General features: G+C 45.7%; 8 protein-coding genes. 4 read left to right on the forward strand and 4 right to left on the reverse strand.

The annotated features are described in order from the left end of the window. A partial coding sequence (locus QUB10_RS25195; RefSeq protein ID WP_333205947.1) for a calcium-binding protein occupies positions 1–646 on the reverse strand: 646 nt, incomplete at its 3' end. 277 nt (positions 647–923) lie between these two features. Between QUB10_RS25195 and QUB10_RS25200 the strand changes: the two genes are divergently transcribed. Further along, entirely contained in the window at positions 924–3650 is a 2727-nt protein-coding gene (locus QUB10_RS25200; RefSeq protein ID WP_333205948.1) for an O-linked N-acetylglucosamine transferase family protein, read from the forward strand. A gap of 96 nt (positions 3651–3746) precedes the next feature. Here the strand turns inward: QUB10_RS25200 and QUB10_RS25205 are convergent, their stop codons facing one another. After that, positions 3747–5180, reverse strand: a complete 1434-nt coding sequence (locus QUB10_RS25205; RefSeq protein ID WP_333205949.1) for a transposase — start codon at positions 5178–5180, stop codon at positions 3747–3749. 604 nt (positions 5181–5784) lie between these two features. Here QUB10_RS25205 and QUB10_RS25210 point away from each other — a divergent pair. After that, complete coding sequence (locus QUB10_RS25210; protein WP_333205950.1) at positions 5785–9528, forward strand: chemotaxis protein CheB; 3744 nt, start codon at positions 5785–5787, stop codon at positions 9526–9528. A gap of 370 nt (positions 9529–9898) precedes the next feature. On the opposite strand, the gene QUB10_RS25215 is transcribed toward QUB10_RS25210, so the two are convergent. Both QUB10_RS25215 and QUB10_RS25220 read right to left on the reverse strand, forming a co-directional pair. Beyond that, positions 9899–11686, reverse strand: a complete 1788-nt coding sequence (locus QUB10_RS25215; protein WP_333205951.1) for an efflux RND transporter periplasmic adaptor subunit — start codon at positions 11684–11686, stop codon at positions 9899–9901. 77 nt (positions 11687–11763) lie between these two features. Beyond that, on the reverse strand, positions 11764–11976 hold the full coding sequence (locus QUB10_RS25220; RefSeq protein ID WP_333205952.1) for a hypothetical protein: 213 nt from the start codon (positions 11974–11976) through the stop codon (positions 11764–11766). A gap of 121 nt (positions 11977–12097) precedes the next feature. Between QUB10_RS25220 and QUB10_RS25225 the strand changes: the two genes are divergently transcribed. Both QUB10_RS25225 and QUB10_RS25230 read left to right on the forward strand, forming a co-directional pair. After that, positions 12098–13231: an AI-2E family transporter gene (locus tag QUB10_RS25225; RefSeq protein ID WP_333205953.1), complete on the forward strand. Its 1134-nt coding sequence runs from the start codon at positions 12098–12100 to the stop codon at positions 13229–13231. 163 nt (positions 13232–13394) lie between these two features. Continuing rightward, positions 13395–14462, forward strand: a complete 1068-nt coding sequence (locus QUB10_RS25230; protein WP_333205954.1) for an ABC transporter permease — start codon at positions 13395–13397, stop codon at positions 14460–14462. The last annotated feature ends 228 nt before the right edge of the window (positions 14463–14690 follow it).

Below are 14690 nucleotides of genomic sequence, written 5' to 3' on the forward strand. Positions count from 1 at the left end.
TACCTGTGGTTACATTGAGTCCTGGTGCCGCCGTAGCCTCAGTGAGATTAGCAGCCAGAATGTCGCTACCAGAGAGGGTGTTGATGGTTTCGATGAAACCAGCGCCTGCAACCGTCGGCGATGCACCGAAGAAGTCTAAAATCACCAAGTCATCCGCAGCCTTGGCGATTCCGTCTCTGTTGATGTCAACTACCAGGCTCGTACCTTGTCGCCCTAAGCCCAGAGTTCCCGCTGCCAAGGACAGAGAAATATTGGTTGAGGTACTAAAACCGATTAGCACATTATCGATGCCATCGGTATCCTGAATCTGATTCGACCCGCTGGAGAGAAGATAGCGATCGCTACCTGCACCACCTCGCAGCACACTTGTATTCGCATATTGGGCATCGATCCTATCATCGCCAGCACCGCCATCTAAGGTGCTATTGGCGCTGCCAAAGGAGGTTGTGAGAGAGTCATTGCCATCGCCACCAAAGAGCAGGCTGTTGCCGCTGCCGGAGAGGTTGTCATCGCCAGCACCGCCATCTAAGGTGTTATTGGAGCCAGAACCACTCAGAGAGTCATTGCCCTCTGCCCCAAAAAGGCTGTCGTTGCCTAACCCGCCATTGAGAGTGTCATCTAAGGATGTACCCAGAAATATTGCCATATTTTTTTTCTGTTTAGTGTAAACAGGCGAGGGCTAATTTTACTTAGTTACTACGCCCTAAATATCTCTCACTGCTTTTTCCCAATAATTATGCAAACTTGCCAAAAAAGTTTCTTTAGACAAAATTTGTTTCTGGGGCGACAAAAGATGCTATTTATTATAGCATCTGGCTAAAGAAATAACAATCATTGGGTCTACTTATACACGTAAGTATATATCATTTAAATAAACTCAGTAACCACAGCGTAAATTTTTTTTCTAAATAAGGAGGTAATAAATGTTAAATAGCGGCACAATTTCTCCCGTCCTCATTATTACAGGAATGCACCGATCGGGAACTTCTCTCACTGCGGCATTCCTACAGAAAATAGGTCTTGACTTGGGAGACAATCTCCTGAAAGGCAACTATTGGAATCCCAAAGGATACTTTGAAGATAGTGATTTTGTAGAATTTCAGCGAACCATTCTGCAAACTTGCTCTCCGTCTGACGAAACAGGTTTTCCCGATTGGGGTTGGACAGAAAGCGAACAGCTAGACGCGCAAAAACTTAACATTAATATAGAGCCGGCGAAGCAATTAGTCAAATCTCGATCCAACCACTCAGAACTTTGGGGTTGGAAAGATCCGCGCACCAGTTTAATGTTAGATTTCTGGAATCAAATCATCCCGAATGCTCGCTATCTATTTGTCTACCGCTATCCTTGGGATGTCACTGATTCAATCTTGCGGTTGAACATCCCATTTTTCTCACAAAACCCAGAATCTTGTTTAAAGATATGGAAATTTTATAATCGCCACATCTTAGAATTCTATAAAAGGCATGACAATCAATGCCTACTCGTGAATTTGAATGCCTTGCTAACATCTCCCGGCAAAGTGTTAGAATTATTAAAATTTAAGCTCAATCTGCCTCTGAAATATCCCTACAACCAAGAACCAGATATCAAAAATACTTTGATGTCAGTTTATAACCCTCAACTGCTGAGCAGCTTGCACCTCAACCATCCCCTAATTCAAGTTCTCAATCTAACATCGGGCGGATGTTTTGAAATCCTAAATCAGCTAGATTTAGTAGCCGACTTGCCGAGTCCATTTTCCAGCTTATCCTTGCCGCGAAATGGCGGAACCCTAGAGCGTTTATCCCTCCGACTGCATCAGGAAACTATCAAAGTTCAGCTTAACCCAGAGTCGCCTCAATTTCTCAGTTGGCTGTCCAGTTGTATCGATCGCTATCATAGCACATCCCATGAATCTGCCTTAACAGATTTACGTCAAGCCCGCCATAAACTAGCAGCATTTTGGCTGTCTGCACCACCAGATAAACTGCAAAGCAGCTATTCGGGCTATGCGGGAAAAGCCCAGAAAATGCTATTAGCTAGTGGCATGAGAGACGAGCCGCTGACTGATGCCGAACAGCGGGAAGCTGAGGATTTATCTCAATACGTTGCTAAAGGATTTGAAGCCCCAGAAGCTATCCAATATTTGCTAGCAGCGATGCTGTATCGCCGGGCCGATCAGTTGCCGTTACAGTATGGCAGGACTGCTGTTCCACAGTGGTTTTTTAACGATTTGCTGGAGTTTATGCTTTACTTCCCCAGTTATTTTAAAGAAGTGGGAGAAGTCGAGAACTATTGTAGCTATATGCAGCAATTAGTAGATTTAGTTCACAGTCGCGTTTTTAGCAATCCTGACTCCGAGATTTGGCAAAATGTTGCTTTAATCTTTGCAGATACCGTTAACTTTGTCCCCCTCTATTTTAGCACCAAAAACTTAAAAAATGTCTATACTAAGCGATCGGATATTCTAGAATTTATCCTAAAAACTAGGGGACATCAGATTGACTTCAGCTTTGACAAACGCCCCGCTAATAGAGGCAAAATTCGCCTCGGCATTCTCAAAGCAAGTTTCGCCCCCATTTCAGAAACTTTTACCACTATCCCGGCTTTTGAGCATTTAGACAGAGAGAAATTTGAGATTATTTTATATGTCCTCAACGCGAGCGATCGCCCTTTGGATGTATACTGTCAAGGTCGGGCAGACAAACTGGTGAAGTTGCCGCAGGAACTTAGCAGTCAAGTAGAGATGATTCGCGCCGATGACCTGGATATTTTGTTTGTAGGGTCGATCGTCACCAATGCCGCTCAAAACATCATTTTACTAGCTTTGCACCGACTAGCGAGGTTACAGACCACCTATTTTGCATCTCCCGTCACTACAGGCATCCGCAACATCGATTACTACATTTCCGGCACTTTGACGGAACCTTTGCAAGAAGCGCAAGCACAATATCGCGAACGGTTAGTAATGATGGAGGGGACAGGATTTTGCTTCAATTATAGCACCCAAAAAGCAGAAGCGAGGATTAATCCCGATCGCAAAAGCTTGGGCATTTCCGAGAAATCAGTTGTATTTGTCTCCGGCGCTAATACATTCAAGATTATTCCCGAACTCAGGGAAACGTGGGCAAAAATTATCGCAGCCGTGCCTAATTCAGTCCTGGTTTTATATCCCTTCGGCAATACCTGGTCTGGTGATTACGTCAAACAGCCATTTGTCAATAAAATGTCTGCTACATTTGATAAATACAGTATCGATCGCACTCGTTTAATTTTATTAAATACCCTGGCGAACCGCGAAGATGTGAAAGCAGTGTTACAACTGGCTGATGTCTATCTCGACTCCTATCCCTACGCGGGTGCAAATTCTACGGTTGATCCGTTAGAAGTTGGATTGCCGACTGTAGTGAGAGACGGGAATAATTTGCGTTCCCGACAAGGGGCGGCAATCCTACGAGACATCCAGTTGTTTGATTTAATTGCTGACAGCGAAGAAACTTATATTAACTTGAGTGTCGCACTCGGAATTAATGCCCAATTGCGAAAGCAAAAGCGCGAGGAAATCGAGCAAAAAATGCAGCAGCAACCAAGGTTTCTGGATAGTCGCGCTTATTCGGCAGCTTTGGGAGAGGTATTTGAAAAAATGCTAATAGTCAATGGGCTTTAGAACTCAGCCCTTTTTTGAGAAAACGAAATAAAGTGCGATGCCCTACCCTACCCTTCTGGCTCTTGTGAAAGTAATCCTAGTGAACTAACCTGACGGTCAACGGAGTACCGTTAGACCGCAGGCTTCTTTTTCCTTTTGTTCAAAGGCTTTTTTGAGTGACGGAGTTCCCCCGCCACTTTCGTAATTCAGACCAATCCTTTTGATAAGTTTGGCTGAGTTTTCGTCTCGATCCAAAGACTCTCCGCATGGACAAGAATGCCAGCGTTCCGATAGTTCTTTCGGGACTTTATTGAGGCAGTTCCAGCAATGTTGGGAAGTTCCTTTAGGATCAACAAACAAAACGCTTTTACCTAGCTTCCAAGCGACATATTTCAGGACGTTGGCAAATTGCCCGTGAGCAGCATCAAGCATGGATTTATTCAAGCCGCTTTTGGCTGACTGACCGTTCGGCAAATAAACCAAATTACCATTTTCAATATCAGTTTTAGGTTGGGCACGTCTAGTTAGGTTTTTGATACTCAAATCTTCAATGACCAAAACATCACACTTGCTGAATAACTCGTGTGCAGTTTTGAAGTGAAAATCTAATCTAGCTCTAGCTACAAACTGATGGAGTTTAGAAATTTTGTCCTTGATATTTTTCCCAGGCTTGGAACCCTTAACTCGGCTAACTAACTTTGTTTGAAGTCTTGCCAACTTCTGAGTCGAGTTCCTCAAAAATCTAGGATTCTCAACTCTTTCGCCATTAGAAAGATAAGCGTAATTGGTGATTCCCAAGTCGATACCCACAGTATTTTCATCAGTCGGTTGAATTTCTGCAACCGTTACGGGAACCGTCTTATCTTCTAGCGTTAAGGCAATATACCACCCATCCGCTTCTCTGATAACACTGCCCGTCTTAACCTTGAAACCCGTTGGTATTGGGCGATGGAACACCATTGGCACTTGACCTATTTTTGCCAGGTCAATACAAATCCTATTTTGCTCGTCCTTAACAATATTTAAATTGTCTAATTGAGGATAAGTGAAGGATTTGTAGTAGTGAAGCCCCTTGAATCTTGGCTTGCCTCTACGATTGCCATTTTTGTCGGGCGTAGTAAAGTTTGAAAAGGAAGTTTCAACTCTGTTAACGACATCCTGTAAGACTTGAGAATCCAACACTTTGTAATCAGGAAACAGTTTTTTAGTGTTTTTCAAGTCAGCAAGTTGAATTGTCTGCCACTGTACATATCCGCCTTCAATGTTTGAGAAAACATCACCTTTTTTAGTCAAAGGATTGCCTGATTCATCCTTTTTCCTGCCATCCCTAGTTTGGACCCTCGTCAAAGGAATGTTTCGATAAATCTCCTCAACGGGGACTATCGAAACGACTAAGGGGCAAGCGTTTATGGGTGTTCTCGTGGTTTCCCACCACCTGAATCTTTCGCCTAGTCGGTAGTTGTACTGCCGACGACAAAGTTCTAGGTGAGTCACAATCGTTGTTGATTGAGCTTTCGTGGGTTTGAGGCGGTATTTGTAAGTTAGTTGCATTTCTAAACTTCCTGTTTTCGACCTTTGAGTAGTATAGTTTATGTACGTCCAAAATGCAACCCCAAAAATTATTATTTCAACACTTGGAAAAGGCATCTAAAATCAAGATGTTCCCGAAGATTGATTCGTAGTAGGCAAGTCTAATTGTCGGCTTCCGTTCCTCCACCCAACGCGCCTTTCATCCCTGCGGTAATTTAGTCGGGGTACTTCGCGAGCGCTCAGATTAATCCCCTCTAAATATACCGAGGGACTTCCCGGCTGGGAGTTAAAGTAGGATCGAAAGGGTGTTTTTTGGGGTCAGACTTCATAGTCCGATCGCAGAATGTGATAAAATTACTATTGCTCTACTCTCAACTGTACAATTAGTACCATTTCTGACGGACTTCAACCCTCACGATTGTCCCCCTTTATCAAGGCAGTATGGCTCTCAATAATAATAATAATAATAATAATAATTTGAAAATCGCTGGCGTAGAGTGCGCCTCGTCAATGTATCCCCAGGTAGATGCCAGATCGTTCATTTTAGGAGTATCTGTTAGAGATATAATAAAAATAAAAATTTCTCATAATATCTCTTCAAATAGCAAGATATGGGGTATAAAAAATGACTTATAAAAAGAATTCCAAAAAATCTCAACGTAAAGCTGATATGGATGCTCAAGGAAAGCAACAAAACAATCCAAAGGAGTTATTTCCAGTCGTCGGCATAGGAGCCTCTGCAGGTGGATTGGAAGCCTTTAAGCAATTACTCAGCCATTTGCCGATCGATACCGGCATGGCGTTTGTAATAATTCAGCATATGTTGCCGACTCAGGAAAGTGTGTTGAGTGAGATTCTGGGTCGATCGACCCAGATGCCGGTGAATGAGGTAAAAGAGGGGATGCCCATAGAACCGAATCAGGTCTACGTCATCCCCCCGAATGTCAGCATGACCATCGATCAAGGGGTGCTGAAGCTAACGCCTCGCGGCAGAACACACGGGGTGTTTATGTCCGTCGATACTTTTCTGGTTTCCCTCGCCACAGAACGCGGGAACCAAGCCATCGGCGTCGTTTTGTCCGGGGGCGACGGCGATGGTGCCCAAGGATTAAAAGCGATTAAGGCTGCAGGCGGTATTACTTTTGCCCAATGTGAAGACTCGGCACAAGTCAGCAGTATGCCGAACACTGCGGTGGCTACGGGTCAGGTAGACTTTATCTTGACACCGGAAAAAATTGCCGAGAAAATAGCAGAGATCAGCAGTCATCCCTACATGGCCGATCGACCTGCGATAGAATCGACAACCAGTGAAGATGCGATCAAAAGTAAAGATGCGATCGCCACCATTTACAGTTTGCTGCGCGCCGCTACAGGAGTTGATTTTACTCACTACAAACAAACCACCTTGAACCGGCGGATGCAGCGGCGGATGTTGCTGTACAAGCTGGAACGGATCGAGGATTATGCCGAATATCTCCAAAACACCCCGACAGAAGTAACGGCCCTTTATCACGATGTCTTCATTCATGTCACCAGCTTTTTCCGTGACCCCGAAAGCTTTGAGGCTTTAAGCAGCAAAGTTTTTCCCGAAATCGTTAAAAATAAATCGCCGCAAACACCGATCCGAATTTGGGTGGCCGGCTGTTCAACCGGTGAAGAAGCTTACTCGATCGCCATCTGCTTGCTAGAGTTTTTAGCAGATCGAGCTACTAATCTGCCGATTCAGATTTATGCGACAGACATCAGCGAAAATGCGATCGCCCATGCGCGCCGTGGCTTTTATACGCCGGCCCAAGTCGCGGATATTTCACCCCAACGGCTGCATCGGTTCTTTGTGCAAGTCGAGGGCGGATACCAAATCGCTCAGCCGGTGCGAGAACTCTGCGTCTTTGCTAAACACAACCTGATCAGCGATCCGCCGTTTTCCCGGATGGATTTGATCACCTGTCGGAACGTGCTGATCTATCTCGGCCCGCCCTTGCAGAAAAAGCTGCTGCCAATTTTCCACTATGGGCTTCGGCCGGGGGGCTTTTTGCTGTTAGGCACTTCGGAAACTGTTGGTGACTTTTCAGAATTGTTTACGGTATTAGACAAAAAGAACAAAATTTATACTAAAAAACTGCTGTCGCATTGGCTAAGCATGGATTTAACTGCTAGCAACTATCCTGCGACAGCCATCAACCCTCTACCGCTGGTGACGGAAAGCTTAAACGAAATCGACATCGAGAAACAGGCCGATCGCATTGTTTTGAATCAGTATGCCCCTGTCGGCGTCGTGATTAACACAGCCAGGGAGATTCTGCAATTTCGAGGACAGACGAATGCCTACCTAGAACCGTCTCCCGGTAGGGCTAGCTTTAATTTGCTCAGAATGGCAAAAGAAGGATTGCGCGTCGAACTCCGCACAGCAATTGAACAAGCCTCGCAGCAGCAGTTGCCGATCGAACGTACTGGCTTGCAAATTAGAGAAAACGACATCATCCGCCAGGTCAAAATTAATGTGATTCCATTCCCAACAGGCGCTGCAGCAAAAAACTATTTTTTAGTTTTGTTTCAAGACGAGCCGCCGATCCCTGCAATTCCTGCTCCTGTAAACGATGTTACACTCAACTCCGATCCTTTACAGGGTCAAAGTTTAGAGATTGCGAGGCTGCAACAAGAACTCAAAACCACAAAAGACCACCTGCAATCGATCGTCCAAGAACATCAAGCCGCTAACCAAGATTTGAGAGCCGCCAACGAGGAGATTTTGTCGAACAACGAAGAGTTGCAAAGTACAAATGAGGAACTCGAAACCGCAAAAGAAGAGATTCAGGCAACCAATGAAGAACTGAACACGATTAATGACGAGTTGCAGCGGCGTAATGTTGAATCGACTCAGGTGAGTAACGATTTACAGAATCTGCTGGGCACCATCAATATTCCGATTCTGATGCTGGGAGGCGACCTGCGAATCCGCCGGTTTACTCCCGCAGTCGAACGCATCTTCAACTTGATTTCTAGCGATGTCGGGCGGTCTTTGAGTGACATCACTCACAAGTTGATAGTACCGGAGTTAGAGCCAATGATTTTAGAGGTGATCCGCACCCTCAATTTGAAAGTTCAGGAGGTTCAAGATCGAGAGGGTCGTTGGTACAATCTGCATATTCGACCGTATCGGACGATCGACCACAAGATTGATGGGGCTGTGGTGATGTTGGTCGATATCAACGATCTCAAAGTCAGCGCCCAGCACTTGACGGAAGCGAAAAATTACGCCGAAACGATCGTAGAAACCGTGCGGGAACCTTTGCTAGTGCTGGATCTAAACCTGCGGGCGATCACCGCCAACCGTTCTTTCTACCAGACGTTTCAGGTGATGCCGATCCACACAGAGAACTACTCGATCTTCGATCTCGGTAACAGACAGTGGAATATTCCCAAGTTGCGATCGCTCCTAACAGAAATTCTGGCAGGAAAGACCGAGTTTAAAGATTTTGAGGTCGAGCATGACTTTGAGCATATCGGGCATAAAATAATGCAGCTCAATGCCCGAAAAATGCCTCCGATGGGCGATACACAGATGATTCTGTTGGCGATCGAGGATATCACCGAGCAAAAACAGTTCGAGACAGAACGCAGCCTTCGGATGCAAGAACAATCGGCTCGTGTCGCTGCTGAGGATGCCAACCGCATCAAAGATGAGTTTTTGTCCGTCCTCTCTCACGAACTGCGGACGCCGCTCAATGCGATGATTGGCTGGGCACAGTTGCTGCGCCTGCGAAAATTTGACCAGGCTAAAACCGAGGAGGCGCTAAAAACGATCGAGCGCGCCGCCAAAGCACAAAACCAGCTCATCGATGACATCTTAGACGTTTCGCGAATTACCACAGGCCAGTTTCGGCTCAATGCTTCTGAAATTGAGCTGAATCCACTGGTTGAAAATGCGATCGGGGTGATTCGTTTCGCCGCAGAAGCCAAAAATATTCAAATTGAATCCAGCCTAAGCCCTTTAAAACCAAAGATTTTGGGCGATCCAAGTCGCTTACAACAAGTGGTGTGGAATCTACTTTCAAACGCAATTAAATTCACCCCAGCCGGAGGAAGAATTGACATCGCATTAGACTACATGGATGGCATGGCTCAAATCCAAGTTAGCGATACTGGTAAAGGCATTCAGCCTGATTTTCTCCCCTATGTGTTCGATCGCTTCCGTCAGGCGGATAGTAGCTACACTCGCAGAGACGGTGGATTGGGGCTAGGATTGTCGATCGTCCGTCATTTAGTAGAACTCCACGGCGGTACAGTTTGTGCAACAAGTGCGGGTGAGGGAAAAGGGGCAACCTTTACCGTGAGGTTGCCGGTACGAACAGATGTCCCAGAAAGTTAGACGCTAATATTTAAGCTGTTCTACATTTAAACTGTGTGTCAAAAATCAATAAGACTATTGTGGGACGGGCTTCTAGCCTGTCCCTAATTTCAAATTTAAATGCGTAACAGCTTACCCGTAGACGTGCATAATCAAAATATTGGCAGTGGTTATCTGCGTTCATCGGCGTTTATCTGCCTTCATCTGCGGTAAAAAAAGGCAATAATCTCAAAATAACCCTAACTCTAAATAAGCTGTGGAGCATTTAAACCATTAACGATCCACGTAAGGTGCGTCAGTTAGAACACTGACTATACATGGGAAACGCTTACTGACTGACGCACCCTACTATCCTCCTTTAAATGCCGAACAGCTTAACCCTAACCAATAACTATTTAGCAACCTTAACCTCAGCGCCATCCTTAAGAAAACCAGCCCCAGTAACAACCACCCTATCGCCCGCCTTCAAACCCTTTTTAACCACCACCTTAGCAGCAGTCAAATCCCCCACAGCACCCCCGGAAATTTCCCCAACTTCCACCCGTTGAGCCTGCACCTTGTCCTCGCCGACAAGTTTGTAAACAATAGAACTGCCGTCAGGTTGTGGCAAAATAGCTTTAGCGGGGACTTTCAAACCTTGAGCCGTTGCCGTCGAAATGGATGCGCGCAAAAACATTCCCGATCGCAAAAACTCGCTTGCCGGCAAATCAATCTTCACGGTAGCTTGCCGATTTTGCGGGTCAACTACCGGCGAAATCTCTCGCACAGTTCCTGACAACTTAATCCGCTTGTCAGAATCCGAAGTAATTTGCACTGCTGTTCCCGGCCGCACTTGCGAAAGCTGAGTTTCCGGCACTTTCAATTGCAGTTCCAGCTTGTTTCCCCGAATAATTGAAAATAGTTTTTGACTTCCCGAAGAAACATCGCCAACTCGACCAATTCTTTCAGCCACAGTGCCACTATCGGGCGCTCGAACAATAGTTTGTTCTAGTTGAGTTTGTAACTGTTTGACTTGTGCATCATTGCTGCGGACACTTGCTGCGTTATTTCCCACATTTGCTCTGGCACTGCTGACACTCGCTCCGGCCGTATTCACTTTAGCACGAGCGCTGGCGAGAGCCGCTCTAGCCGTACTGATATTGGCTTCCGCAGTAGCTACTTTAGCAATAGAAGATTGCACTTCTTCCGCTGCTTTATTCTGTTCTTGCAAAGCTGTATTCAAGTCAGCTTTAGCTTTGTTCAAGTCTTGAACAGCAGTCTGCCGTTCCGTTTTTCGCCTTTCCAAATCTTGCTGACTTATTACTCCCTGAGTCGCCAAATCTTGGGTGCGATTTACTTCTCTTTGAGCTTGATCTAATTTAGCCTGAGCGGAGGCAATGCCGGCTTTAGCTTGAGTGACACCGGCTTTAGCTTGTTCCACACCGGCTCTTGCCTGCCCGACGCCTGTTTTGGCTTGCGCTGCGTCAGCGATGGCTTTTTCAACGCCAGCTTGGGCTTGAGCCACGCCGGCTTGGGCTTCTTGTTGGGCTGACTCGGCTTGCTGTACCTGAGCTTCGGCTTGTTCTACCGTAGAATTGGCCGATTGTACTCCTGCAAGGGCTTCGGCAATTTGCGATCGTAGCACCGAATCGTCCAAAACCGCCATCGTCTGACCTTTTTCTACCGCATCCCCTTCATTCACTAACACCTGCTTAATTTGCAAACCGTTGGCCTGTGGCAGCACCGGTAGCAAGTCATAGGCAGCCACGGTGCCCGTCGCTTCCAGAGTTTCACCCACCTGGGCAGATTCCACAGGCGCGACTGTCACCGTCGGAGCCGTCGCCTGCTGAGTTGCCGAGGGAATTGGAGCGGCAGGCGGCGAACTCTGATTGCCCCCAGTCAAGTTTACTGCTAGCAACGTTGCAGCCACGCCAACCCCTGCGCCCGCCAACAAGGCAGGCCACCTGATTTCTTTGCGAGGCCCAACTTCAGTTGCTTCTGGTTCCCAAACTTGTTCCTCCTCGATTTCTGGAACTTCCAGCGCAACTTCTCGTTCATCATCGTCACCGGAGAATTGCCAGCGAGAGTTCTCTGAGACTTCACTTTCAGCTACATCCACTGCTGAGTTCCTGTCGTGCCCGCTCTCCACGGGGGGAAGGGGTTGCTTTTCTTCCGCTTCTGAAAAAACTTGATTGGTCACGGTAGTTCCTCTTGCCGCTATTAGCCTTTGGTTTTTTTATTGTAAAGAAAGATTGCGGTTTTTATATTTGATTCATTTTAGCGGATAGCCTCAGCAATCCCGCGTCCCCCTTTTGGGTGAGTGTGGCGCCGTTTCACCTTACAATGGCGAATTGATCCGAGTTTGTGCGATCGACATTTAATTTGATCTGCCTCTGGGGCATACTGAATATTAGCGTGATTTCCGATCGTGGGGGCGATCGGGCTGGCATTGTCTCTCCCCAAGTGACTTGGCCATCGCCTATCTATCAATGCTCAGAAAAGTCAGTCTAATCTTGAACTGATTATCCCTAATCTATACTCTCATGTGTTTACTGTATAATACGGCACATCTGCTGAAAAATTTGTGCCACTTTATTTAAAAAAAATCAAAATGAATACTCTCTTTTCTCCCCTCCAACAGTTTCTAATTACTTGGCTGCTAGTGCTAGTAACGGGATGGTTTACCCTAACTGCTGTCAGTTATGTTGGGGAACTGGTCAGTATTTTAGTAACAGCGGGACTCATTGCATTTTTATTAAATTATGCAGTAAAAAGACTGCAAGTATTTTTGCCACGGGGAGTAGCTGCGGGGCTGGTTTATTTAACTGCGGGTGTGATAGTAGTAGTAATCGGTTTAACTATTGTGCCGCCGGTGTTCAACCAAGCGAGCCAGTTGGGGGTGAGGTTGCCGGAATTGCTGGAGTCGGGGCGGCTGCAGCTAGGTGAATTTCAAGCCTGGAGTGCCGATCGCAATTTACCGTTTAACGTGCAAATATTGGAGCAGCAGTTATCCGCGAAAGTGCAGGAACAAGTGCAGGCGATTGCCGGTACGAGTTTAGGCTTAGTTGTCGGTACTGTTAACTGGTTTTTGGACTTGATTTTTATTGTGGTGATTTCCTTTTATATGCTCCTAGACGGGCAAAGAGTATGGCAGGGTTTGACCAGTATTTTTTCCCCAGACATTCGCTATGTTTTAACAGAGACTTTGCAGCGAAACCTCCAGCGATTTGTATCGGGACAGTTATTGCTGGGACTATTGATGGCCATCTCCTTGACTCTGGCTTTTTGGTGGCTCCAAGTTCCGTTTTTTCTGTTGTTTGCGGTATTTATAGGATTGACGGAAATAATTCCGTTTATTGGAGCAACTTTGGGAATTGGCACTGTTAGTATAATTGTAGCGTTTATTGATTGGTGGCTGGCGCTGCAAGTGTTGGTAGTGGCGATCGGTCTCCAGCAAATCAAGGATAATTTAGTAGCTCCCCGAATCATGGGCAATCTCACCGGATTGAGCCCAGTAATTATTTTCACAGCTTTGCTGTTAGGAGGTAGAGTGGGAGGATTGTTGGGAGTTATCCTGGCAATTCCGCTCACTGGGGTTGTAAAAAGTATAGTAGAAATTGTACTCAATCCCAAATTGCCACCCCAAACAGGCTCGTTTTTCTACAATCCTTTTAGCGGCGAAGAATTGGGGAAAATACCAGAAGATGAAACTAGAATAATCTTGGTCGCCGATGAACAAAAGTAGTCTAATTATTGTAGTAAGTAATTCAGTTATGAAAACTTTTATAAGCCAGGAATTAACTTTTTGCTACTGAGTCCATTAAGATAAAGACTAAAGTCTCTACAAAGAACTTTAAGAACTTTAGTCTTTATTACTAACCCACTTAAAATCTCAAACCTAAAAAATTATGAAATGGTGGCAAAATCTTAGAAACAATCCTCTAGCTCGGTTGGGAGCCGTGCTGCTGTTAATTTTTTATACAGTCGCGCTTTTGGCCGAATTTGTGGCACCTTACGACCCCTACGACTCTAAATTAAACGGTTCATTGCTGCCGCCGACTCAGATTTATTTAACCACCCAAGACGGGCGATTTATCGGGCCCCACGTTTATCCGACTACTCAGGGCCCAGTGGATGCGAATACCGGCGCTCGTGAGGTAATTGTAGACTGGCAAAAACCCTCTGTTCTAGGTTTGTTTGTCAAAGGTTCTCCCTATAAATTTTTAGGAATTTTGCCATTAGATAGGCACCTGTTTGGTACTACAGGAGAAGGCCAAATTAACATTTTAGGCACGGACGAACAAGCTCGCGATCAATTCAGTCGCTTAGTACACGGCAGCAGAATTAGCCTCTGCATCGGTTTAGTTGGCATAGCAATTTCTTTCCCATTGGGATTGTTAATCGGAGGCATATCGGGTTATTTCGGCAGTTGGATTGATAGTATTTTAATGCGTTTCGCCGAAGTATTGATGACGATTCCTGGTCTTTATTTATTAGTAGCGCTAGCAGCAGTGTTGCCACCGGGATTGACAAGTGCTCAGCGATTTATATTGATTGTGCTGATTACTTCATTTATCAGTTGGGCGGGTTTGGCGCGGGTGATTCGCGGTCAGGTACTGTCAATTAAACAACGAGAATTCGTGCAAGCGGCGCGGGCAATGGGCGCTAATCCAATTTATATTATTGTCCGCCACGTTTTGCCACAAACTGCAACTTATGTAATTATTTCTGCTACTTTGGCGGTTCCGGGTTTTATTGTGGCGGAGTCAGTTTTGAGTTTAATTGGATTGGGAATTCAACAGCCCGATCCTTCTTGGGGAAATTTACTATCCCTGTCTACTAATGCTTCCATTTTAGTGTTGCAGCCTTGGTTGGTTTGGCCTCCGGCGATACTGATTATTTTGACTGTTTTGGCGTTTAATTTATTGGGGGATGGGTTGCGGGATGCTCTCGATCCGAGAAGTATTCAAAGGTAATTGGTAAGTGGGAATCGGTAATCGGGAATTCAAATATTTGTAGGGGCGGGTTCACCCAAATTTATATCATCAATTCCCAGAACTAAAAAACCCGCCCCCACCCATCGCAGATACTCAAAAAATTGTTCTGCAATCAGGCTTAATTGGTTTGGTAGGGGCGGGTTCACCCAAATTTATATCATCAATTCCCAGAACTAAAAAACCCGCCCCCACCCATCGCAGATACTC

The organism is Microcoleus sp. B5-D4 (assembly GCF_036705145.1).
Lineage (GTDB): Bacteria > Cyanobacteriota > Cyanobacteriia > Cyanobacteriales > Microcoleaceae > Microcoleus.